The 20,903-nt window shown below is 70.3% G+C and carries 15 protein-coding genes and 1 rRNA gene; 9 read left to right on the top strand and 7 right to left on the bottom strand.

The window, feature by feature from the left end:
* Positions 1-86 (top strand): 5S ribosomal RNA (rrf, locus tag ACFU95_RS26245); the annotation flags it as partial.
* Positions 87-199: 113 nt separating this feature from the next.
* Here the strand turns inward: rrf and ACFU95_RS26240 are convergent.
* Genes ACFU95_RS26240 through ACFU95_RS26220 form a run of 5 tightly spaced genes read right to left on the bottom strand, consistent with a single transcriptional unit; the run spans position 200 to position 5,819 of the window.
* Positions 200-1,510: a DUF58 domain-containing protein gene (locus tag ACFU95_RS26240; RefSeq protein ID WP_383831939.1), complete on the bottom strand. Its 1,311-nt coding sequence runs from the start codon at positions 1,508-1,510 to the stop codon at positions 200-202.
* Positions 1,510-2,499, bottom strand: a complete 990-nt coding sequence (locus ACFU95_RS26235) for an AAA family ATPase (protein ID WP_383831937.1) — start codon at positions 2,497-2,499, stop codon at positions 1,510-1,512. Before ACFU95_RS26235 ends, ACFU95_RS26240 begins: the two co-directional genes overlap by 1 nt.
* The gene (locus tag ACFU95_RS26230; protein WP_383831935.1) at positions 2,499-3,701 is read right to left on the bottom strand and encodes a DUF4350 domain-containing protein; all 1,203 of its coding nucleotides are present in this window, start codon (positions 3,699-3,701) and stop codon (positions 2,499-2,501) included. The genes ACFU95_RS26235 and ACFU95_RS26230 overlap by 1 nt, the downstream gene beginning before the upstream one ends.
* Positions 3,698-4,447 carry a DUF4129 domain-containing protein gene (locus tag ACFU95_RS26225; protein ID WP_383831933.1) on the bottom strand — a complete coding sequence of 250 codons (750 nt, stop codon included), beginning with the start codon at positions 4,445-4,447 and terminating at the stop codon, positions 3,698-3,700. Before ACFU95_RS26225 ends, ACFU95_RS26230 begins: the two co-directional genes overlap by 4 nt.
* Before the next feature lie 31 nt (positions 4,448-4,478).
* Positions 4,479-5,819 carry a glycerophosphoryl diester phosphodiesterase membrane domain-containing protein gene (locus tag ACFU95_RS26220; RefSeq protein WP_383831931.1) on the bottom strand — a complete coding sequence of 447 codons (1,341 nt, stop codon included), beginning with the start codon at positions 5,817-5,819 and terminating at the stop codon, positions 4,479-4,481.
* A gap of 140 nt (positions 5,820-5,959) precedes the next feature.
* Here ACFU95_RS26220 and mtnA point away from each other — a divergent pair, with 140 nt between their 5' ends.
* The 7 genes from mtnA (at position 5,960) to ACFU95_RS26185 (ending at position 15,138) form a co-directional block, all read left to right on the top strand.
* Complete coding sequence (gene mtnA, locus ACFU95_RS26215; RefSeq protein ID WP_383831929.1) at positions 5,960-7,111, top strand: S-methyl-5-thioribose-1-phosphate isomerase; 1,152 nt, start codon at positions 5,960-5,962, stop codon at positions 7,109-7,111.
* Positions 7,112-7,271: 160 nt separating this feature from the next.
* Complete coding sequence (gene mtrA / locus ACFU95_RS26210; protein ID WP_187284748.1) at positions 7,272-7,961, top strand: two-component system response regulator MtrA; 690 nt, start codon at positions 7,272-7,274, stop codon at positions 7,959-7,961.
* A 2-nt stretch (positions 7,962-7,963) separates the two neighbouring features.
* A complete protein-coding gene (mtrB, locus tag ACFU95_RS26205; protein WP_383831926.1) occupies positions 7,964-10,048 on the top strand; it encodes an MtrAB system histidine kinase MtrB in 2,085 nt (694 codons plus the stop codon).
* Entirely contained in the window at positions 10,038-11,879 is a 1,842-nt protein-coding gene (locus ACFU95_RS26200) for an LpqB family beta-propeller domain-containing protein (RefSeq protein ID WP_383831924.1), read from the top strand. The genes mtrB and ACFU95_RS26200 overlap by 11 nt, the downstream gene beginning before the upstream one ends.
* A gap of 281 nt (positions 11,880-12,160) precedes the next feature.
* Positions 12,161-13,183 (top strand): ComF family protein, encoded by a 1,023-nt coding sequence (locus tag ACFU95_RS26195; RefSeq protein ID WP_383831923.1) that lies wholly within the window; start codon positions 12,161-12,163, stop codon positions 13,181-13,183.
* Positions 13,184-13,497: 314 nt separating this feature from the next.
* Entirely contained in the window at positions 13,498-14,190 is a 693-nt protein-coding gene (gene hpf / locus ACFU95_RS26190; protein WP_383831952.1) for a ribosome hibernation-promoting factor, HPF/YfiA family, read from the top strand.
* A gap of 201 nt (positions 14,191-14,391) precedes the next feature.
* Positions 14,392-15,138: a response regulator gene (locus tag ACFU95_RS26185; RefSeq protein ID WP_383831921.1), complete on the top strand. Its 747-nt coding sequence runs from the start codon at positions 14,392-14,394 to the stop codon at positions 15,136-15,138.
* A 73-nt stretch (positions 15,139-15,211) separates the two neighbouring features.
* Here ACFU95_RS26185 and ACFU95_RS26180 read toward each other — a convergent pair whose 3' ends face one another.
* Together ACFU95_RS26180 and ACFU95_RS26175 are read right to left on the bottom strand one after the other, a co-directional pair.
* Complete coding sequence (locus ACFU95_RS26180) at positions 15,212-16,450, bottom strand: winged helix-turn-helix domain-containing protein (RefSeq protein WP_383831920.1); 1,239 nt, start codon at positions 16,448-16,450, stop codon at positions 15,212-15,214.
* 245 nt (positions 16,451-16,695) lie between these two features.
* Complete coding sequence (locus tag ACFU95_RS26175; protein ID WP_383831918.1) at positions 16,696-17,271, bottom strand: GNAT family N-acetyltransferase; 576 nt, start codon at positions 17,269-17,271, stop codon at positions 16,696-16,698.
* Between the two features lie 270 nt (positions 17,272-17,541).
* Here ACFU95_RS26175 and secA point away from each other — a divergent pair, with 270 nt between their 5' ends.
* On the top strand, positions 17,542-20,391 hold the full coding sequence (gene secA / locus ACFU95_RS26170; protein ID WP_383831916.1) for a preprotein translocase subunit SecA: 2,850 nt from the start codon (positions 17,542-17,544) through the stop codon (positions 20,389-20,391).
* The last annotated feature ends 512 nt before the right edge of the window (positions 20,392-20,903 follow it).

Raw genomic sequence — 20,903 nt, 5'->3', positions numbered from 1 at the left:
GTTACATTCCGAACCCGGAAGCTAAGCCTTACAGCGCCGATGGTACTGCAGGGGGGACCCTGTGGGAGAGTAGGACGCCGCCGAACAAATTTTGAGAGAGCCCCCGGCCGGGGATACCGGTCCGGGGGCTTTCTGCATTTATACGCCAATTTACCTAGGGGCCGCCTCCCCGTGAGAGGGCCCCCTTCACATTCCCCTGTTACAGGCGACCCGCCGTCTTAAGGGCCAGGTATGCGTCTGCCAGGGCCGGTGCGAGTTCTTCCGGCGTTGCGTCGACGACCGTAACCCCATGGCGGCGGAGTTGTTCCGCCGTGCGGTGGCGCTCGGTTTGGGACTGGGCGGCGGCTGCGGCCTCGTAGACGGCGTCCGCGTTTCCGCGTGCAGTGGCCATGTGTGCGATGTGGGGGTCCGCTACTGAGGCCACCAGAACTGTGTGGCGCTGGGTGAGCTGGGCCAGTACCGGGAGCAGGCCCTCCTCGATGGGTGCTGCGTCGAGGGTCGTGAGCAGCACGATCAGGGAGTGGCGGGGGGCCGTACGGAGAGCCGTGGCCGTAAGGCCTCGGGCGTCCATTTCGATCAGCTCGGGTTCGAGTGTGGCCATCGCGTTGACCAGGGAGGGGAGGACATCGCCTGCTGTGCGGCCCTGGACTAGGGCGCGTACTCGGCGGTCGTAGGCCAGGAGGTCCACTCGGTCGCCGGCTCGGGAGGCGAGGGCGGCCAGGAGGAGTGCCGCGTCCATGGAGGCGTCCAGGCGTGGAGCGTCGCCGACGCGGCCTGCCGAGGTTCTGCCGGTGTCCAGGACGAGGAGGATGTGGCGGTCGCGTTCGGGGCGCCAGGTGCGTACGGCGACTGCTGACTGACGGGCTGTGGCGCGCCAGTCGATGGAACGGGTGTCGTCGCCGGGGACGTACTCCCGCAGGCTGTCGAATTCTGTGCCTTCGCCGCGGGTGAGGACGCTGGTGCGGCCGTCGAGTTCGCGCAGGCGGGCCAGTTTGGAGGGCAGGTGCTTGCGGCTGGTGAACGGGGGGAGGACTCGCACGGTCCAGGGGACCTTGTGGGTGCTCTGGCGGGAGAAGAGGCCCAGGGGGCCGGACGAGCGGATGGTCACGCGGTCTGCCTGGCGGTCGCCGCGTCGGGTGGGACGGAGTCGGGTGGTGACGCGGCGGCGTTCGCCGGCGGGGACCATCACGCGGTGGCGGGAGGCCGTCACCTCTGTGCCGGGCTGCCAGCTGCTGGGGGGCCAGGCGTCGCGGAGGTGGGCGCGGATCGGGCGATTGGACGGGTTGGTCACCGTGAGGGTGACGTCGGCCGTCTCACCCAGGCGTACGGAGGTGTCGCCGGAGCGGGTCAGGACCAGGCGTCGTACGGGTGCTGCCAGCGCGAAGTCGCAGGCGCAGGCTACGGCCAGGGGGGCGTTGACCGCGAGGATGCCTGTCCAGCTGGGGTCCCAGAGTCCTACGGGGAGGGCGCCCAGGGCCGCGAGGAGTGCCGCGCGTCCGGTGAGTGCCATCAGCGGGGGACGGGGACGTGGGCGAGGATCGCGTTGATGACGGAGTCGGCGGTGACGCCTTCCATCTCGGCCTCCGGGCGGAGTTGTACGCGGTGGCGGAGGGTGGGGAGGGCCAGGGCCTTCACGTCGTCGGGGATGACGTAGTCGCGGCCTGTCAGCCAGGCCCAGGCGCGGGCGGTGGCCAGGAGGGCCGTGGCGCCGCGGGGGGATACGCCCAGGGTCAGGGACGGCGATTCCCGGGTGGCTCGGCAGATGTCGACCACGTAGGCGGTGATCTCCGGGGAGACCGTCGTCTTGGCCACCGCCGCGCGGGCGGCCTCGAGGTCTGCGGGGCCTGCCACAGGGCGCACGCCGGCGGCACGCAGGTCGCGTGGGTTGAAGCCCTCGGCGTGGCGGGTGAGGACGTCGATCTCGTCCTGGCGGGAGGGGAGCGGAATCGTGAGCTTGAGGAGGAAACGGTCCAGCTGGGCCTCGGGGAGGGGGTACGTGCCCTCGTATTCCACCGGGTTCTGGGTTGCCGCGACGAGGAACGGGTCGGGGAGCGGGCGGGGGGTGCCGTCGACCGTGACCTGGCGTTCCTCCATGGCTTCCAGGAGGGAGGACTGGGTCTTGGGCGGGGTGCGGTTGATCTCGTCGGCCAGGAGGAGGTTGGTGAAGACCGGGCCGGGCTGGAAGGAGAACTCGGCGCTGCGGGTGTCGTAGACGAGGGAGCCCGTCACGTCGCTCGGCATGAGGTCGGGGGTGAACTGGACGCGCTTGGTGTCGAGTTCGAGTGCGGATGCGAGGGTGCGGACGAGGAGTGTCTTGGCGACGCCGGGGACGCCTTCGAGGAGGACGTGTCCGCGGCAGAGAAGGGCGACGACGAGGCCGGTTACTGCGGGGTCCTGGCCGACCACGGCTTTGGCGATCTCGGCGCGCAGGGCTTCCAGGGAGGCGCGGGCGGTGCCCGGGTCCCCGGTGTTCCCGGCGTTGTCAGTGGTCGGGTCCATCATGGACGGCGTACCTCTCTTTCGAGGGCGTCGAGTTGGTCGGCGAGGGCGATGAGTGCTGCGTCGTCGCTGGCTGGCGGGCCGAAGAGGAGGGTGTGCAGGTTCTGTCCGGCTCCGTGGTCGTGGAGGTGGGCGGACAGGGCGGGGAGCAGGGCCTCGGGCGTGTGCGCCTGGGTGACGGGGACACCTACGAGGGGGGCGAGGCGCGTGCGGGTGGTGGAGCGAAGAGCGGTGGCCGCGCGGTCGCGGGCGTTGGATTTGCGGTAGAGGCGGGCGCGGCCTTCGACGGTTTCGGAGGCGCGGATCGCCACGGGGAGTTTCTCGGGCACCAGGGGGCCGAGTCGGCGTGCCCTCCAGAGGGCGGCCAGGGCTGCGGCGATGAAGAGCTGAAGTGTGCCCCAGAGCCAGCCCGAGGGGAGCAGGTCGAAGAAGCTGCGTTCGTCGTCCGCGTCGGCGGCCGACGTGTCGGAGAGCGAGGGGAGGTACCAGACCACATGGGGGCGGGAGCCGAGGAGTTGAAGGGCGAGCGAGGCGTTGCCCTGCTCGTCGAGGCGGTCGTTGTAGAGGATGTCGGGCGAGCCGAGGACGACGGTGTCGCCGTTCCCGGTCGGGTCCGGGACGCGCAGCAGGGTGGCCAGGCGGTCGCTGGGGTAGCACTCGTCGGCGCCGGGGTGGGTGGTGGTGTAGCGGATGCCGCCCAGGTCGGCGGTGCCCGCGCGCCGGGCGGCGGGCAGGGCGCAGTCGGGGGCCAGTTCCGATTCGAGGCTGGTGGCGGGGTCCGCGGTGACGCCGGGGGCGAGTCGCTCGACGGACCAGCCGCCGGGGGCGACGAGGACGGTGCGGCCGCCGGAGCCGGCGGTCGACGAGTGCAGCCAGCTCTGTTGACGGTGCGTCAGCAGGTCGGGGGCGGCGACCAGGACGGCTGTGTCCGCGGCGGCCGCGGCGCGTGCGTCGTCCAGGGTGGTGACCACGCGTGTGTCGACGCCGCGGTCGGCGAGGAGTTCGGCGACCGCTCGGCTGCCTTTGGGGTCGGCGGAGCGTGGGTCGAGGGCGCCGTGCCGGGCGTCGGAGCGGATCGTGGCGATCACGACCGCTGCTACGAGCAGGAGGACGACGGCGGCTGCGATGCCTCGCGTGCGGGTCCAGACCTGGCGGGCGGTGGGCGAGGCCGAGGTGGACGGAAGCGTGGCCTCGGTGGTCATTCGGCGGCTCCCTGGTGGGCGTTGGGGGCCGTGCCTGCGGTGCTGCTCGCGAGTTGCGGCTTGGTGCTCTCCAGGTCGCGGTCGAGTTCCGCGATGCGCTGGTATGCCTGCTGGGTCGCGGTCCTTCCGCCGTATGTCACGTCGTCGAAGTCCCGGGCTGCGGTGCGCAGTCGGTCCGTGTGGGTGGGCAGTGATCGGCCTGCTTCGGCGGCGGCTTCGTCCGCGGTGCGGCCGGGGCGGACGTCGAGAAGCGCGCGTTCCTCCAAGGATCGGACGATGGCGCGCATGCGTTCCTGGACTGCCTGGTTCCAGTGGCTCTGGGCGGCGTGCGCCTCGGCTGCGGCGCGGTGTTCGGCGGCGCTGCGGGGGCGGTCGTCGAACAGGGCGGCGGAGGAGGTGGGTTGGCGGCGTGGGGTGCCCAGGCGCCACCACAGGGCGCCGAGGACCGCGACGATGACCAGGATGACGACGATCAGGCCGAGCGACCCTCCGGGCGTCACGGTCGAGGCGCTGCTGAACAGGTCCTCGACCCAGTCCCAGAAGGTGTCCAGGGCGCGCTGGAACCAGCTGGGGTCGTTCTCGTGGTACATGCCCTTGGACAGCTCGCGCTGGGCCGCTTCCCGCGCGGGATCACGCGGGATCGTCAGCGGTGGCTCGTCGCCCGAGCGGGCCGGCAGGGACAGTACGGATGTGTCGCCGACGCCGAGCAAGGTGCGTACGGCAGTGTCCGGTAGCGCCGACGCCATTATGAGAACTCCCCCCGCCAAGCTCACCGGTTCAGCTCCCCGGGGTGCCGGGGCCGTAGCTCTGGGCGCCCGCTGCTCGGGCCAGTTCGAGGTCGAGGGCCTCGCGGCGGATGCGCTGGTCGATGTAGAGCAGGACGGTGACGCCGGCGGTGATCGGGAAGGTGATCATGGAGCCGATCACCGAGCCGACGCCGCTGATGATCAGGAACGTCCAGCCGAAGTCGGTGCCGCCGTTGAGGAAGCTGGTGGCGCCGTCGCCGCTGACGGCTCCGGCGAGGAAGGTGAAGGGGATGACGACGATCGCCGCGACGACGTTCGCGATGATCGTGGCGAGCAGCTGGATGCCGAAGACGCGCCACCAGGAGCCGCGGACCAGCTTCGCGGAGCGGCTCAGGGACTTCATGATGCCCTGCTTCTCCAGCATCAGCGCGGGCGAGGCGAGGGAGAAGCGGAACCACAGCCACAGCGCGACGATGCCGGCGCCGAGGATGCCCAGGAGGGTGAGTGCCCCGCCCGCTCCACCGGCGCCCGAGGCGGCGACGAGGATGCCGGGCACGGCACCCGCGATCACCAGGCCGAAGGTCATGAGCAGCAGCAGGAAGAGCAGGCCGAAGAGCTGAAGTACCTGGGGGCGGGCGTCGCGCCAGGCCTCGCCGGTGGTCACCGTCTTGCCGAGTACCGCGCGGCTGGTGACCGTGGTGAGCAGGGCGGTCGCGATGATCGCGCCGATCACCGAGATCAGGAAGATCACGCTGGAGCTGATCAGGGCGTCGCCCGTGGCGCGGGTCAGTTCGCTGAGGGTGGCGTCCGGGTCGTCGAGGGCCGCGGTGTTGAGGCGGTCGTTCAGGACGAGGCCCTGGACGAGGATGACGAGGATCTCCGTCACGATCGCGACGGTCAGGGAGATGCCCAGGACCGTGCGCCAGTAGGTGCGCATGGTGGAGACCGCGCCGTCGAGGATCTCGCCGACGCCGAGGGGGCGCAGCGGGATCACGCCGGGCTTGGCCGCGGGCGGCGGCCCGCCCCAGCCGCTTCCCCAGGGGCCTGCGCCGGGGGCACCGTAGCCGGGGTGGCCCCCGCCGTAGCCGCCGGTGTATCCGCCGGGGCCGGTGGGCGGGTGGGTGCCCCAGCCCGGGCCGGGCGGTGGTGGGGGCGGCGGGGTCTGGCCGGGCGCCTGGGGGTCTGTCGGGGCGGACCACTGGCCGGGGGGCGGCTGCTCCTTGGACCACTTCGGGTTGGAGTCCTGCGGGTCTGTTCCTGGCTGCTGCGCGGGGTCGGGACGGTCTGCGGGCTCGGCAGGGCCGGACGCGCCGGGTTCCTGGCCGTCGGACGGGGCGGATCCGGGCGAGGCCCAGCCCGGAGTGTCTTTCATCGTCGCTCCTTCACGGTGCCCGTCCGCGGTCGCGGTGGCAGGTTGGCAGCCATCGTGCCATGGGGCGGCCCACGGCGTACCGGCCGCGGTATGGGCTGCACACCTTCAATTGTCCGCCGTACAAGGGGCAGACTGGCCGTATGGCTGATCAGTACGTGCAATCCGGCGAGGACGGCAGGCCGAAGGAGATTCCGGCGATTCGGTGGGACGAACCACCCGAAGGTCCCGTACTGGTCCTTCTCGATCAGACGAGACTGCCGGCAGAGGAGGTCGAGCTGGTCTGTACGGACGCGCCGGTGCTGGTGGAGGCGATCCGTTCGCTCGCTGTCCGCGGGGCGCCGGTGCTCGGGATCGCGGGGGCGTACGGCGTCGCGCTCGCCGCCGCGCGCGGGTTCGACGTGGATGACGCCGCCGAAGCGCTGGCGGGTGCCCGGCCCACCGCGGTGAACCTCGCCGTGGGCGTGCGCAGGGCTCAGTCCGCGTACCGGGCCGAGCTCGCCAGGAGCGGGGACCTGGAGCAGGCGGCCGGTGCGGCGCTGGGTGCCGCGCGGGCGTTGCACAAGGAGGACGCCGAGGCCAGTGCGTTGATGGCCGAGCGAGGGCTGGCGCTGCTGGACGAACTGCTGCCCGGCGGCGGGCACCGCATCCTCACACACTGCAACACCGGGGCGCTGGTGTCGGGCGGCGAGGGCACGGCGTTCGCGGTGGCGCTCGCGGCGCACCGGGCCGGGCGGCTCAGGCGGCTGTGGGTGGACGAGACGCGGCCGTTGCTGCAAGGGGCTCGTCTGACGGCGTACGAGGCGGCGCGCAACGGGATGGCGTACACCCTGCTCACGGACAACGCGGCGGGCTCTTTGTTCGCCGCGGGTGAGGTGGACGCGGTGCTGATCGGAGCGGACCGTATCGCGTCCGACGGTTCGGTGGCGAACAAGGTGGGGAGCTATCCGCTCGCGGTGCTCGCGCGCTACCACCATGTGCCGTTCATCGTGGTCGCACCGCTCACGACGGTGGATCTGGACACGGTGGACGGGGCGTCCATCGAGGTCGAGCAGCGTCCGGGGTTCGAGGTGACCGAGATCGCGGCGCCTCAGGTGCCGGTGGCGGGAGGGGAGCCGGGGGGCGGGATTCCGATGGCGCCGTTGGGGACCCAGGCGTACAACCCGGCGTTCGATGTGACGCCGCCCGAGCTGGTGACGGCGATCGTCACCGAGGAGGGTGCCGTGGCGCCCGTGACGGCGGAGGCGTTGGCCGAGCTGTGTGCCAGGTCGCCGCGGGTCACGGAGACGTTGTGAGGCAAACACCGGATCAGTAGAGCGGTCAGAGCGGGGCGAACCCGTCCAAAGGTCACACCCTGTGATGAGGCCGAGGGCAGACAGTGGCGACGGCGTACGGCTAAGGTCACTGGCCGGTGAGCTACCTCACCTGAGCCTTCGCCACTGTTATGAGAATGGGATGATGTCGTTTATGAAGGGACGAGTCCTTGTCGTCGACGACGACACCGCACTGGCCGAGATGCTCGGCATCGTGCTGCGTGGTGAAGGTTTTGAGCCGTCTTTCGTAGCCGACGGTGACAAGGCGCTGGCCGCGTTCCGGGAGAGCAAGCCCGATCTGGTGCTGCTCGACCTGATGCTGCCCGGCCGGGACGGCATCGAGGTGTGCCGCCTGATCAGGGCGGAGTCCGGCGTGCCGATCGTGATGCTGACGGCCAAGAGCGACACCGTCGATGTCGTCGTGGGCCTGGAGTCCGGCGCTGATGACTACATCGTGAAGCCGTTCAAGCCGAAGGAGCTCGTCGCCCGGATCCGGGCGCGGCTGCGGAGGTCGGAGGAGCCGGCGCCCGAGCAGCTCGCCATCGGTGACCTCGTCATCGACGTGGCCGGGCACTCCGTGAAGCGGGACGGGCAGTCGATCGCGCTGACACCGCTGGAGTTCGACCTGCTGGTCGCGCTGGCCCGCAAGCCGTGGCAGGTGTTCACGCGCGAGGTGCTCCTCGAGCAGGTGTGGGGCTACCGGCACGCGGCGGACACGCGACTGGTCAACGTGCATGTGCAGCGGTTGCGTTCCAAGGTCGAGAAGGACCCCGAGCGGCCGGAGATCGTGGTGACCGTGCGCGGCGTCGGTTACAAGGCAGGGCCGAGCTGACCATGTCCGGGGACAGTGCCGCTGCGGCCCCCGGTCGGACCGGGGCCCGTCCGGAGCGGCCTGTCGGCCGGAAGAAGGCGGGCTCCCGCTGGGGACGGTTCCTCGAGGGCGGGCTGCTGCAAGGAGGCGTCCAGGGCAGCCCGGTCCTTCGGCTGGTGCTGCGCTGGGTGCGCCGGCCGCTGCTGCCCGTCATGCGGCTGTGGCGGCGCAACATCCAGCTCAAGGTCGTCGTCACCACGCTGCTGATGTCGCTCGGTGTCGTTCTGCTGCTGGGCTTCGTCGTCATCGGGCAGGTGCGCAACGGCCTGCTGGACGCCAAGGTGAAGGCCTCGCAGAGCCAGGCGACCGGCGGGTTCGCGGCCGCCCGGCAGAATTCCGACGAGGCCGCGGCCGGGACCGCCGACGACGGTGCGACGGGGGACCAACGTGCCGAGCAGAACGTCATCCAGTGGATGAGCGACCTTGTCACCTCCCTCTCCAGCGGCGGGCAGGGTGCCTTCGAGGTGGTGACGCTGCCGGCTTCCGCGGGCGGTGACACCGGTGGGCGCGGTCCGCGTGCCTCCGGTGGTGTGAGCCCGACGGACAGCGTGCCGGAGGACCTGCGCGACCGGATCGACAGCAACACCGGGGCGTTCCAGAGCTACACCCGGATCGTCTACCACTCGACCTCGCACAAGGAGTCCCAGCCGGCTCTGGTCATCGGCAAGCAGGTCAACGACCCCAACAACAACCCGTTCCAGCTCTACTACCTCTTCCCGCTCACCCAGGAGGAGAAGTCGCTGAGCCTGGTCAAGGGCACGCTCGCCACCGCCGGGCTCTTCGTCGTCGTACTGCTCGGGGCCATCGCCTGGCTCGTGGTGCGCCAGGTGGTCACGCCCGTGCGGATGGCGGCCGGGATCGCCGAGCGGCTGTCGGCCGGGCGGTTGCAGGAACGGATGAAGGTCACCGGCGAGGACGACATCGCGCGGCTCGGCGAAGCCTTCAACAAGATGGCGCAGAACCTCCAGCTGAAGATCCAGCAGCTGGAGGACCTGTCGCGGATGCAGCGGCGGTTCGTGTCCGACGTGTCGCATGAGCTGCGCACGCCCCTGACGACCGTACGGATGGCCGCTGATGTCATCCATGAGGCGCGGGAGGACTTCGATCCGGTGACCGCGCGGTCGGCGGAGCTGCTGGCCGACCAGCTGGACCGGTTCGAGTCGCTGCTCGCCGATCTGCTGGAGATCAGCCGTTTCGACGCGGGCGCGGCGGCGCTGGAGGCCGAGCCGATCGACCTCAGGGAGGTCGTGCGACGTGTCGTCAGCGGGGCCGAGCCGCTCGCCGAGCGCAAGGGGACCCACATACGCATCGTCGGTGACCAGCAGCCCATCGTCGCCGAGGCCGACGCGCGCCGTGTCGAGCGTGTGCTGCGCAACCTGGTCGTCAACGCCGTCGAGCACGGCGAGGGCAGGGACGTCGTCGTCAAGCTCGCCTCGGCGGGCGGGGCGGTCGCGGTCGCGGTGCGCGACTACGGCGTGGGTCTCAAGCCCGGTGAGGCGACCCGTGTCTTCAGCCGTTTCTGGCGGGCCGACCCGGCACGCGCGCGTACCACGGGCGGTACGGGGCTGGGGCTGTCCATCGCGCTGGAGGACGCGCGCCTGCACGGTGGCTGGCTGCAGGCGTGGGGTGAGCCGGGCGGTGGTTCGCAGTTCCGGTTGACGCTGCCGCGGACCGCGGACGAGCCGCTGCGGGGCTCGCCGATACCCCTGGAGCCCAAGGACTCGCGCCGCAATCGTGGACTTGATGACGCCGGGCTGCCCTGCGGGGGCGGTGAGAAGGCGGCTACGGTGCCGGCGCAGCCCACGGGTGGCCAGGTGACTCCGGTGCCGGCCAGGGATGCGATCGGGTCGCGGTCGGGTACCGCGGTGCCCAAGGCCGATCCGACGGCGTTGCCGGGCAACGGCGCGCGTGTGGTTCCCCGGCCCGCGTCGGGTGCGCGGCGACAGGAGGACATATCCGGCCGACCCGGCGTGGACGAGCCGTCGGGTGAGGAAGCCGGGCAGGGCGGGGAGTCGAGCAAGCATGGGGAGGCATCGCGTGGGCGCTGACCGCGAGGGGCGCGCGCGGCGCACGCCGGGGCGCACGGTGGTGTACGCCGCCTGTGGCGCCGTACTGCTGGCGGGGTGTGCCTCGATGCCCGACAGCGGCGATCTGCGTGGCGTCGAGTCCACGCCGCGCCAGGACACCCAGGTGCGTGTCTTCGCCATGCCGCCTCGCGAGGACGCCTCGTCCTCGGAGATCGTCTCGGGTTTTCTGGAGGCGCTGACCAGCGACGATCCGGACTATGAGACGGCGCGCAAGTATCTGACCGACGAGGCCGCGCGCACGTGGCTGCCCCGGCTGTCCACGACCGTCCTGGCCGATGGACCGGGCGCCGACGTCGAGCGGGTGGGAGGCCGGGAGGAGACCGACAGCCTCTCGTACACGCTGACCGGCACCAAGGTCGCCACGGTCGACGCGCAGCAGTCGTACGCGCCCGCCGGCGGGGACTACAGCGAGCCGATGCACCTCACCCGGGACAGGAAGACGAAGCAGTGGCGCATCGACGTGCCCCCGCGCGGCGTCGTGATGGGCAAGTCGGACTTCCAGCGCAACTACATGTCCGTCGACAAGTACTACTTCGCCACGAACACCACGCTCGGGACCTCCCCGCACACGGCGGCCGTCGCCGATCCCGTCTTCGTGCGCCGGAACGTCGACCCCATGACGCAGATGGTCCGCTCCCTCCTCAAGGGGCCCACCAGCTGGCTCAACCCGGTGGCCAGGTCGAGCTTCCCGACCGGTACGGCGCTGAAGAACGACGACACCACGCTGACGCCCGACGACCGGAACCAGCTGACCGTGCCGTTGAACGACAAGGCGGCCCGGGTCGGGCTGACCCAGTGCTACGAGATGGCGGCCCAGCTCCTGTTCACGCTTCAGAACCTCACCCCCACGGTGGACGGGGTCCAGCTGGAGGCGGGCGGCAGGCAGCTGTGCGCGCTCGCCGAGGACCGGGCGGAGGAGGTCGCCGCGCGCGGGTCGGTGCAGCGTGCCGACTACCTGTACTTCCTCGATGAAGAGCACCGGCTCGTTCGGCTGGCCGCCGCCACCAACGACACCAGTCCTGATCCCGTGCCGGGTGCCCTGGGCGAGGGCGAGACGCAGCTGAAGTCGGTGGCGGTGTCGCGTGACGAGGACATGGCTGCCGGGGTCGGCCGCGACGGGAAGAACCTGTACGTCGGGGCGCTGGTGTCGGGAGGTCCGCTCGGGGATCCGGAGCTGACCAGCGCGGGCCCGTCGCCGGAGGATCGGCTGACGGCGCCCAGCTGGGACGCCCAGGGCGACCTCTGGGTGGCCGACCGTGACCCCGACAACCCCCGGCTGCTCCTGCTGAAGGAGGGCGTGGGCGATCCGCTGGTCGTGAAGACGCCGCCGGGGCTGGAGGGGCGCATCGAGTCCGTGCGGGTGGCCGCCGACGGTGTGCGGATCGCGCTGGTGGTGAAGCAGGGCGACAAGTCGTCGCTGCTCATCGGTCGGATCGAACGCAGCGAGGACGGCAAGGAGGCGGAGCGCTCGGCCGTCTCGGTGCACGAACTACGCTCCGCTACCCCTGAGTTGGAGGAGGTGGCGGCCATGTCGTGGGCTGGTGACAGTCGGCTCGTCGTGGTCGGGCGTGAGCAGGGCGGTGTGCAGACGATGCGGTACGTGCAGGTCGACGGTTCCACGCCGGAAGGGCCGGCGCCCGCGGCTCTCAGCGGCGTCAAGGAGATCACCGCGTCCGAGGACGCGCGGCTGCCGCTTGTCGGCTACTCGGAGGACGGGATCGTGCGGCTGCCTTCTGGGGCACAGTGGCAGAAGGTGGCGACGGACGGGACGGCGCCGGTCTATCCGGGGTGAGGTCGGGTCCTTGCCTGCCGTGGGCGGGCGTTCGGGACGGTGAGTGTGGCGGCTGCTTCTGGTCGGGGTGAGAGACCCGGCTGGGGGCGGCCGCTTTTTCGTGAGTGCGAATCCGGTGTGCGGCGTGCGGCGTGGGGCGAGTGGCATTTCGGCGCGTCGGCGGATGCGAACCGGGCTCGGTGTCGGGGTGGCAGTACGCCTGTGTAGCGGGGCCGGGGTTATCCACAGGGGGTTATCCACAGGGGTGGCCGGTCGGCACGGGCGTTGGCAGAGTGGTGGGCATGCGGGGGTGGTGGCAGGACCTCACCGACCTGGTGCTTCCGGCTGAGTGCGGAGGCTGCGGGACGCCTCGCACGGTGCTCTGCCCGGAGTGCCGTGCCGTCCTGAGCGGGACCGGACCGAGCCGGGTGCGACCGGTGCCGGAACCGGACGGGCTGCCGGTCGTGCACGCGGCGGCTCGGTACGTGGACGAGGTGCGGGCCGTGCTGCTGGCCCACAAGGAACGCGGCGCGCTGGCACTCGCGGCGCCGCTCGGAGCGGCCCTGGCCGGGGCGGTGCGGGCCGGGCTGCGGGGGGCCTGGGCGCAGGGCAGCGGGGCGTCGGCACGGGGCGTGCGGGCCCGGGGCTCGCAGCGGCGGGCCGACGGGGTGGGGTGGTTCTGGGGCGCGGGTGGGCCTGTGCTGCTGGTCCCCGTTCCGTCCGGGCGCGGGGCAGTGCGGGCTCGGGGGCATGATCCGGCACGGCGGATCGCGCTCGCGGCCGCGAGTGAGCTGCGGCGGGCCGGGACGCCGGTGCGTGTGCTCGCCGTGCTGCGGCAGGGACACGGGGTGGCCGACCAGTCGGGGCTCAACTCCCGGCAGCGGCTGGACAATCTCGCGGGTGCGCTGACGGTGGCTCGTGGAGGAGGCCGACTGCTTGCCGGTGGCGGTCCGGTCGTGCTCGTCGACGACCTGATGACGACGGGCGCGTCCCTGGCGGAGGCGGCGCGTGCCGTGCGGGCGGCCCGGGCGGAGCAGGCGCCGGGGGCAGCGTGGGAAACGACCGGATATGGCAGAACGGCGGAGGAGGGGGACGCGTATGGATGGGCGACCGAGGAACCCGGTGGGTGCGGCGACGGGACAACGGCTGTGTACCGGGCGGGAAGTCGGGAAAGGACAGGGGAACGGAGGGCCGGATCGACGGAGGGCGCTGTGCGGCGGATGCGGGAGATGCCGGGAATCATGGACGTCAGGCAGCCCCGTGACGTGATCTGCGCAGCTGTGGTCGCTGCGTCGCTGGATTCTTTCGAAATAAACCGGAACTGACTGAGAACTTGCATCGTTGCAGGTAACGAGAGGGCCAATTCACCTGAACGGAGGTACGCCGCAGTAGAGGGTGACGACATCCGTCCGGGCGAGATATGTTCGGTTGTGAGGGAAAGGCGCAGGCCACCCCTCCCATATCCGAATGCCGTGCCGTGGGTTTTGCGCAATCACCCGCGGCCATGGGGTGGAGATCTTGCCCATGGGGGAGGAGGAGGTGGAAGTCACCGAGTCCGAGGTTCCGGGTTCACCGGGGCCTGGTGCAAAAGGGAGATGCTCCGCCGATGGAGCGGAGCGATCCGGGAACGGAGTTCTGCGTGGACATCGTCGTCAAGGGCCGCAAGACCGAGGTGCCCGAGCGGTTCCGCAAGCACGTGGCCGAGAAGCTGAAGCTGGAGAAAATCCAGAGGCTCGATGCCAAGGTGATCAGCCTCGACGTCGAGGTGTCCAAGGAGCCCAACCCGCGACAGGCCGACCGCAGTGATCGAGTGGAGATCACGCTCCGCTCCCGCGGTCCGGTGATCCGGGCGGAGGCAGCGGCCAGCGATCCGTACGCGGCGCTCGACCTCGCTGCGGAAAAGCTGGATGCCCGGCTGCGCAAGCAGCACGACAAGCGTTTCTCGCGCCGCGGCTCACGCCGACTCACGGCGGCCGAGGTCCCCGACCACGTTCCGGGCGCGGCGACGCTCAACGGCAATGGCCACACCTTCCAGGAAGAAGAGCCGGACGGAGTTCCCACCAAGAAGATCGGCTCGCTGGAAGTCAAGGGTGAAGGCCCCCTCATCGTGCGCGAGAAGACGCACGTCGCCTCCCCGATGACCCTCGACCAGGCCCTCTACGAGATGGAGCTGGTCGGGCACGACTTCTACCTCTTCGTCGACTCCGAGACGAAGGAACCGAGCGTCGTCTACCGGCGGCACGCCTACGACTACGGGGTCATCCACCTCAACACCGACCCGATGGTCGCCCAGGCGCAGCCTCCCGCGGCCGGGGGCACGCTGGGCGGCTGACCGACCCGGCCGACAGCTGAGCCGGTGCCCCTGGAGCGCGGTGTGCGCCCCCAGGGGCACCGGTGTGCGACCACTTCGCGCCCCGCTCGTCACCGTAGTGTCGGTCGGGCATGAAATCATGGCCGCACCGGCCCAACCGGTGGGCCGCTGCCTTGGGTTGGCGATGGCAAACGACCAGCCACAGCCTCAGGGGGAGGAACGATGGCGGACAGCTTCGGACCGATGCGGGACGAGGATGCCGACGGCGATGTCGTCGGCATGAGCCCGGACACGGGTTCTCCACGCAAGGAGCCGATCAGAGTCCTCGTCGTGGACGACCATGCCCTGTTCCGCCGTGGACTGGAGATCGTGCTCGCGGCCGAGGAGGACATCCAGGTGGTGGGAGAGGCGGGCGACGGCGCGGAAGCCGTCGACAAGGCCGCTGACCTGCTGCCGGACATCGTCCTGATGGACGTACGGATGCCCAAGCGCGGCGGGATCGAGGCCTGCACCTCCATCAAGGAGGTGGCCCCGAGCGCGAAGATCATCATGCTGACGATCAGCGACGAGGAGGCCGACCTCTACGACGCGATCAAGGCAGGCGCGACCGGCTATCTCCTCAAGGAGATCTCCACGGACGAGGTGGCCACGGCCATTCGAGCGGTGGCCGACGGGCAGTCGCAGATCAGCCCGTCCATGGCGTCGAAGCTGCTCACCGAGTTCAAGTCGATGATCCAGCGGACGGACGAGCGTCGGCTCGTGCCCGCGCCGCGGCTGACGGACCGCGAACTGGAGGTCCTCAAGCTCGTCGCCACGGGGATGAACAACCGCGATATCGCGAAGGAGTTGTTCATCTCCGAGAACACCGTGAAGAACCATGTGCGCAACATCCTGGAGAAGCTCCAGCTGCACTCCAGGATGGAGGCCGTGGTCTACGCGATGCGGGAGAAGATCCTCGAGATCCGCTGAAGGGCCGCGACGGTGATGGCGTCGCCTTCACCGACTGGTCCGTACGGGTCGAGCCCCCTAGGGGGTCTGAAGGTCACGGGGCTCTGCGGCTGACCTCTTTGACGAGCGGTTCGCGCAGGCCGGGGGCGTCGACCCGCTCCACGCGTACGTCCGTGCAGTCCACCCAGGTCGCCGCCTCCACCAGTGCCTGGGCCACCGCCGGGACCGCCTTCGGGCCGTCCAGAGTGACCTGCTTGGCGACCAGGGTGCGGCCCTCGCGAGCCGGGTCCACGCGGCCGACGAGACGGCCGCCGGCCAGGACCGGCATGGCGAAGTAGCCGTGGACCCGCTTCTGCTTGGGGACGTAGGCCTCCAGACGGTGGGTGAAGCCGAAGATCCGCTCTGTGCGAGCCCGCTCCCAGATCAGGGAGTCGAACGGGGAGAGCAGCGTCGTACGGTGGCGGCCGCGCGGGGGTGTTTCGAGGGCCGCGGGATCGGCCCAGGCCGGCTTGCCCCAGCCCTCGACCGTGACCGGGACCAGGCCCGAGTCGGTGATCACGGCGTCGACCTGTTCGCCCTTGAGGCGGTGGTAGTCGGCGATGTCCGCGCGGGTGCCCACCCCGAGGGACTGGCCGGCCAGTCGGACCAGGCGGCGCAGGCACTCGGTGTCGTCGAGCTCGTCGTGCAGCAGTGTCTCCGGGATGGCGCGTTCGGCGAGGTCGTAGACGCGCTTCCAGCCGCGGCGCTCGACGCAGACCACCTCGCCGTACATCAGGGCGCGTTCGACGGCGACCTTCGCGCCCGACCAGTCCCACCACTCGCTGGTTCTCTTCGCGCCGCCCAGCTCGGTCGCGGTGAGCGGGCCCTCGGCGCGGAGCTGCTTGATCACCTGGGTGTAGGCGCCGTCGGGGAGGTCGTGGTTCCAGTGGGGGCGGTTGCGGTAGGCGCGGCGGCGGAAGGCGAAGTGGGGCCACTCCTCGATGGGGAGGATGCAGGCTGCGTGGGACCAGTACTCGAATGCGTGCGGGAGTGCCGGGGTGGTTGCGGGTGCCTGTGCCGGGGTGTCCGTGGGGGTCCGGGATGCGGTGGCTGCCGTCGTCCAGTAGGCGTTCTCGACCGTCTTGCGGCCGACCGCGCCCAGGCGGGCGTACGGGATGAGTTCATGGGATCGCGCCAGGACCGAGATGGTGTCGAGTTGGACCGCGCCGAGGTGACGGAGGATGCCGCGGACGCCGGACCTGCGGTCCGGGGTGCCGAGGAAGCCCTGCGCGCGGAGGGCGATGCGGCGGGCTTCGTCTGTCGTGAGTTCGGTGGTGGGGCGCGGGGTCGTCATGGGTTCGGACGATAGGGGGTGGCACTGACAATGGGGAGTGAGCTGTGGCTTTGGGGTGCGGGCCCCGCGGGTTTCGCCCCCGCCGCCCCTACCCGTCCCATCCCTTGAAGGGGCTCCGCCCCTTCGACCCCGGCCAGGGGGCTGCCGCCCCCTGGACCCCCGCTTCGGCCCGCAGGGCCTCGTCCTCAAACGCCGGACGGGCTGAGATGCCTGGACCGGCGCCTAGAGGTGGCCGTGGCTCGGTCTCAAAGGCCGGGAGGGGGCAGATACGGTGCTGTCGACGGGAGGCTCAGGTCCGATGGGAGCAGGGAGCCCACCCAGCAGTCACGGCGTACGCCCTGGTGGACGATGGCGGAGCGGAGGGTGCCCTCGATGGTGAAGCCGGTGCGTTCCGCCACGGCGCGGGAGGGGCCGTTGCCGACCTCGGCACGCCATTCCACGCGGTCGATGGACAGGTGGACGAAGGCCCAGCGGGACACGGCGAGGACGGCCTCGGTGATGTAGCCGTTGCCGCGGTGTTCCTTCGTGCCCCAGAAGCCGATCTCGGCTCCGCTCATGGAACGCATCGTGAGGCCGAGCATGCCCACCAGTTCCTCCCCTTCGGGGAGGAAGAGCCCCCAGGTGAACATCGAACCGTTCGCCCAGCCTTCGGGGGCCAGTTGGTCCGTGAAGTTCTGTGCGTGTTCGTACAGGTAGGGCGAGGGGATCGTCGTCCAGCGCTGGATGTCGGGATCCTGGGCGGCCTCGTACACGGTGTGGGTGTCCTTCGGGCCGACCGTGCGCAGGAGGAGGCGGCCGGTGGAGAGCGTGACGGGTTCCATCGGCCGATTCTGCTCGGGGGTCGTCGACAGCGCCATCCCCATATGCGGTGTGTGAGCGGGTGAACGCATTTCGCACAATTCGTTGGCGGAACGCGGCACCATCCGCGACCCCCGGCCGTTGTCCCTTTGACGGAGATTTGAAGCAGCGGTGGTTCGGCGTCCACGGCAGGCTCCCGGCGTGGCGGGGTCCTCGCATACGATGGCCGTTGCTCAGTCAAGTCAAATGGAAACCGACCGTCCCAGGCCCGACCGGCAAGGAGACCAACCCCCGTGTCCGTCCTCTCGAAGATCATGCGTGCAGGCGAAGGCAAGATCCTGCGCAAGCTGCACCGCATCGCGGACCAGGTCAACTCCATCGAAGAGGACTTCGTCGACCTCTCCGACGCCGAGCTGCGGGCCCTCACCGATGAGTACAAGCAGCGCTACGCAGACGGTGAGAGCCTGGACGACCTGCTACCCGAGGCCTTCGCCACCGTTCGCGAGGCCGCCAAGCGCGTCCTCGGACAGCGTCACTACGACGTCCAGATCATGGGTGGCGCGGCCCTGCACCTCGGTTACGTGGCCGAGATGAAGACCGGTGAGGGCAAGACCCTCGTCGGCACGCTGCCCGCGTATCTCAACGCGCTGTCCGGTCAGGGCGTGCACCTGATCACGGTCAACGACTACCTGGCCGAGCGCGACTCCGAGATGATGGGTCGCGTCCACAAGTTCCTGGGCCTGGACGTCGGCTGCATCCTCGCCAACATGACGCCGGCCCAGCGTCGCGAGCAGTACGCGTGCGACATCACGTACGGCACGAACAACGAGTTCGGCTTCGACTACCTGCGCGACAACATGGCGTGGTCCCAGGACGAACTCGTCCAGCGCGGCCACAACTTCGCCATCGTCGACGAGGTCGACTCCATCCTCGTCGACGAGGCCCGTACGCCGCTGATCATCTCCGGCCCCGCCGACCAGGCCACCAAGTGGTACGGCGACTTCGCCAAGCTGGTCACCCGCCTGAAGAAGGGCGAGGCCGGCAACCCGCTCAAGGGCCTCGAGGAGACCGGCGACTACGACGTCGACGAGAAGAAGCGCACGGTCGCCATCCACGAGGCCGGTGTCGCCAAGGTCGAGGACTGGCTGGGCATCGACAACCTCTACGAGTCGGTGAACACGCCTCTGGTGGGCTACCTGAACAACGCCATCAAGGCGAAGGAGCTCTTCAAGAACGACAAGGACTACGTCGTCATCGACGGCGAGGTCATGATCGTCGACGAGCACACCGGCCGTATCCTCGCCGGCCGCCGCTACAACGAGGGCATGCACCAGGCGATCGAGGCGAAGGAAGGGGTGGACATCAAGGACGAGAACCAGACCCTCGCCACGATCACCCTGCAGAACTTCTTCCGCCTCTACAAGCGCCACGACCACGCCGACAAGGAGCAGCCCGGTCTGTGCGGCATGACCGGTACGGCGATGACCGAGGCCGCCGAGTTCCACCAGATCTACAAGCTCGGCGTGGTCCCGATCCCGACGAACCGGCCGATGGTCCGCAAGGACCAGTCGGACCTGATCTACCGCACCGAGGTCGCCAAGTTCGAGGCGGTCGTCGACGACATCGTCGAGAAGCACGAGAAGGGCCAGCCGATCCTCGTCGGTACGACGTCGGTCGAGAAGTCCGAGTACCTGTCGCAGCAGCTGTCCAAGCGCGGCGTCCAGCACGAGGTGCTGAACGCCAAGCAGCACGACCGTGAGGCGATCATCGTCGCCCAGGCCGGCCGCAAGGGCGCCGTCACCGTTGCCACCAACATGGCCGGCCGTGGTACCGACATCAAGCTCGGCGGCAACCCCGAGGACCTCGCCGAGGCGGAGCTGCGCCAGCGCGGCCTCGACCCCGAGGAGCACATCGAGGAGTGGGCCGCGGCTCTGCCCGCCGCCCTGGAGAAGGCGGAGCAGGCGGTCAAGGCCGAGTTCGAGGAGGTCAAGGACCTCGGCGGTCTCTACGTCCTCGGCACCGAGCGGCACGAGTCGCGCCGTATCGACAACCAGCTGCGCGGTCGTTCCGGCCGTCAGGGCGACCCGGGCGAGTCCCGCTTCTACCTGTCGCTGGGTGACGACCTGATGAGGCTCTTCAAGGCCCAGATGGTCGAGCGCGTGATGTCCATGGCGAACGTCCCGGACGACGTGCCGATCGAGAACAAGATGGTCACGCGCGCGATCGCGTCCGCCCAGTCGCAGGTCGAGCAGCAGAACTTCGAGACCCGTAAGAACGTCCTGAAGTACGACGAGGTCCTGAACCGCCAGCGCGAGGTCATCTACGGCGAGCGGCGCCGCGTCCTGGAGGGCGAGGACCTGCACGAGCAGGTGCAGCACTTCATGGACGACACCATCGACGCCTACGTCGGCGCGGAGACCGCCGAGGGCTTCCCGGAGGACTGGGACCTCGACCGGCTGTGGGGTGCGTTCAAGCAGCTCTACCCGGTGAAGGTGACCGTCGACGAGCTGGAGGAGGCGGCCGGCGACCGGGCCGGGCTGACCGCCGAGTTCCTCTCCGAGTCCATCAAGGACGACATCCACGACCAGTACGCGGCGCGTGAGGGGCAGCTCGGCTCCGAGATCATGCGTGAGCTGGAGCGCCGGGTCGTCCTGTCGGTCCTGGACCGCAAGTGGCGTGAGCACCTCTACGAGATGGACTACCTCCAGGAGGGCATCGGCCTGCGCGCGATGGCGCAGAAGGACCCGCTGGTCGAGTACCAGCGCGAGGGCTTCGACATGTTCACCGCCATGATGGAGGGCATCAAGGAGGAGTCCGTCGGCTACCTGTTCAACCTGGAGGTCCAGGTCGAGCAGCAGGTCGAGGAGGTCCCGGTCGAGGACACCAAGCCGGTGGCCGACCTTGAGAAGAAGGACGCGGTGCCGGCCCAGGCGGGTGCCCGCCCCGAGATCCGCGCCAAGGGCCTCGAGGCCCCGCGCCGCCCGGACCGGCTGCACTACACCGCGCCCAAGGTGGACGGTGAGGGCGACATCGTCGAGGGCGACTTCGACAACGGTGACGAGCCGGTGCGCTCCGAGGCCGACGGCCTCACGCGCGCGGAGCGGCGCAAGCAGGGGCGCGGTGGGCGACGCCGTAAGAAGTAGTACCGGGCGGGAACGCCGCGAGAGGCAGCGCCGTCGGGAAGACGTGACAACGACGGTGGCGGTGATTGCGGCGCCGTAGCGGCGAAGGGCCGGGTCTCCATTGGGGGCCCGGCCCTTCGGGTTTTACGGTCCTCGTGGGGCTCGTGGGGCTCGTGGGGCTCGTGGGGCTCGTGGGGCTCGTGGTGGCCTGGTGGATCGGCTGGGGCCGCTGGGGTCGCTGGGGTCGTTTGGGTCCCTGCGAGGTCCCTCTCGGCCCCTCTCGGCCCCTCTCGGTCCCCCGGGGTTCCCCAGGGCCCCCTGGGTCCTTTCGGTCCTCGGCGGGCCTTCGAGGTCCCTCGCGCGGTCCCCCTTACCTCCGGGAGTCCCGGTCCCCGGAGTCCCCGAATCCCCTGACCTCTCGGGCCCTCGGGGGTCCCGGGCCCGGGACCCCCGGAGTCCCCGGAGTCCCGGGAGTGGCCCGGCCCCCGGACCCCTCAGAGTCTCCGGACCCCTCAGAGTCCCCCGGGCCGCTC

The organism is Streptomyces sp. NPDC057623 (genome assembly GCF_042800355.1).
Taxonomy (GTDB): Bacteria; Actinomycetota; Actinomycetes; order Streptomycetales; family Streptomycetaceae; genus Streptomyces.
Note: the sequence above shows the minus strand (reverse complement) of the source record. Positions and strands in the feature narration are given on the sequence as shown.

Coding starts and splice junctions, on each gene's coding strand:
- ACFU95_RS26240 (WP_383831939.1), bottom strand. CDS start 1,510: ATGGCACTCACCGGACGCGCGGCACTCCTCGCGGCCCTGGGCGCCCTC.
- ACFU95_RS26235 (WP_383831937.1), bottom strand. CDS start 2,499: ATGGACCCGACCACTGACAACGCCGGGAACACCGGGGACCCGGGCACC.
- ACFU95_RS26230 (WP_383831935.1), bottom strand. CDS start 3,701: ATGACCACCGAGGCCACGCTTCCGTCCACCTCGGCCTCGCCCACCGCC.
- ACFU95_RS26225 (WP_383831933.1), bottom strand. CDS start 4,447: ATGGCGTCGGCGCTACCGGACACTGCCGTACGCACCTTGCTCGGCGTC.
- ACFU95_RS26220 (WP_383831931.1), bottom strand. CDS start 5,819: ATGAAAGACACTCCGGGCTGGGCCTCGCCCGGATCCGCCCCGTCCGAC.
- mtnA (WP_383831929.1), top strand. CDS start 5,960: ATGGCTGATCAGTACGTGCAATCCGGCGAGGACGGCAGGCCGAAGGAG.
- mtrA (WP_187284748.1), top strand. CDS start 7,272: ATGATGTCGTTTATGAAGGGACGAGTCCTTGTCGTCGACGACGACACC.
- mtrB (WP_383831926.1), top strand. CDS start 7,964: ATGTCCGGGGACAGTGCCGCTGCGGCCCCCGGTCGGACCGGGGCCCGT.
- ACFU95_RS26195 (WP_383831923.1), top strand. CDS start 12,161: ATGCGGGGGTGGTGGCAGGACCTCACCGACCTGGTGCTTCCGGCTGAG.
- ACFU95_RS26185 (WP_383831921.1), top strand. CDS start 14,392: ATGGCGGACAGCTTCGGACCGATGCGGGACGAGGATGCCGACGGCGAT.
- ACFU95_RS26180 (WP_383831920.1), bottom strand. CDS start 16,450: ATGACGACCCCGCGCCCCACCACCGAACTCACGACAGACGAAGCCCGC.
- ACFU95_RS26175 (WP_383831918.1), bottom strand. CDS start 17,271: ATGGAACCCGTCACGCTCTCCACCGGCCGCCTCCTCCTGCGCACGGTC.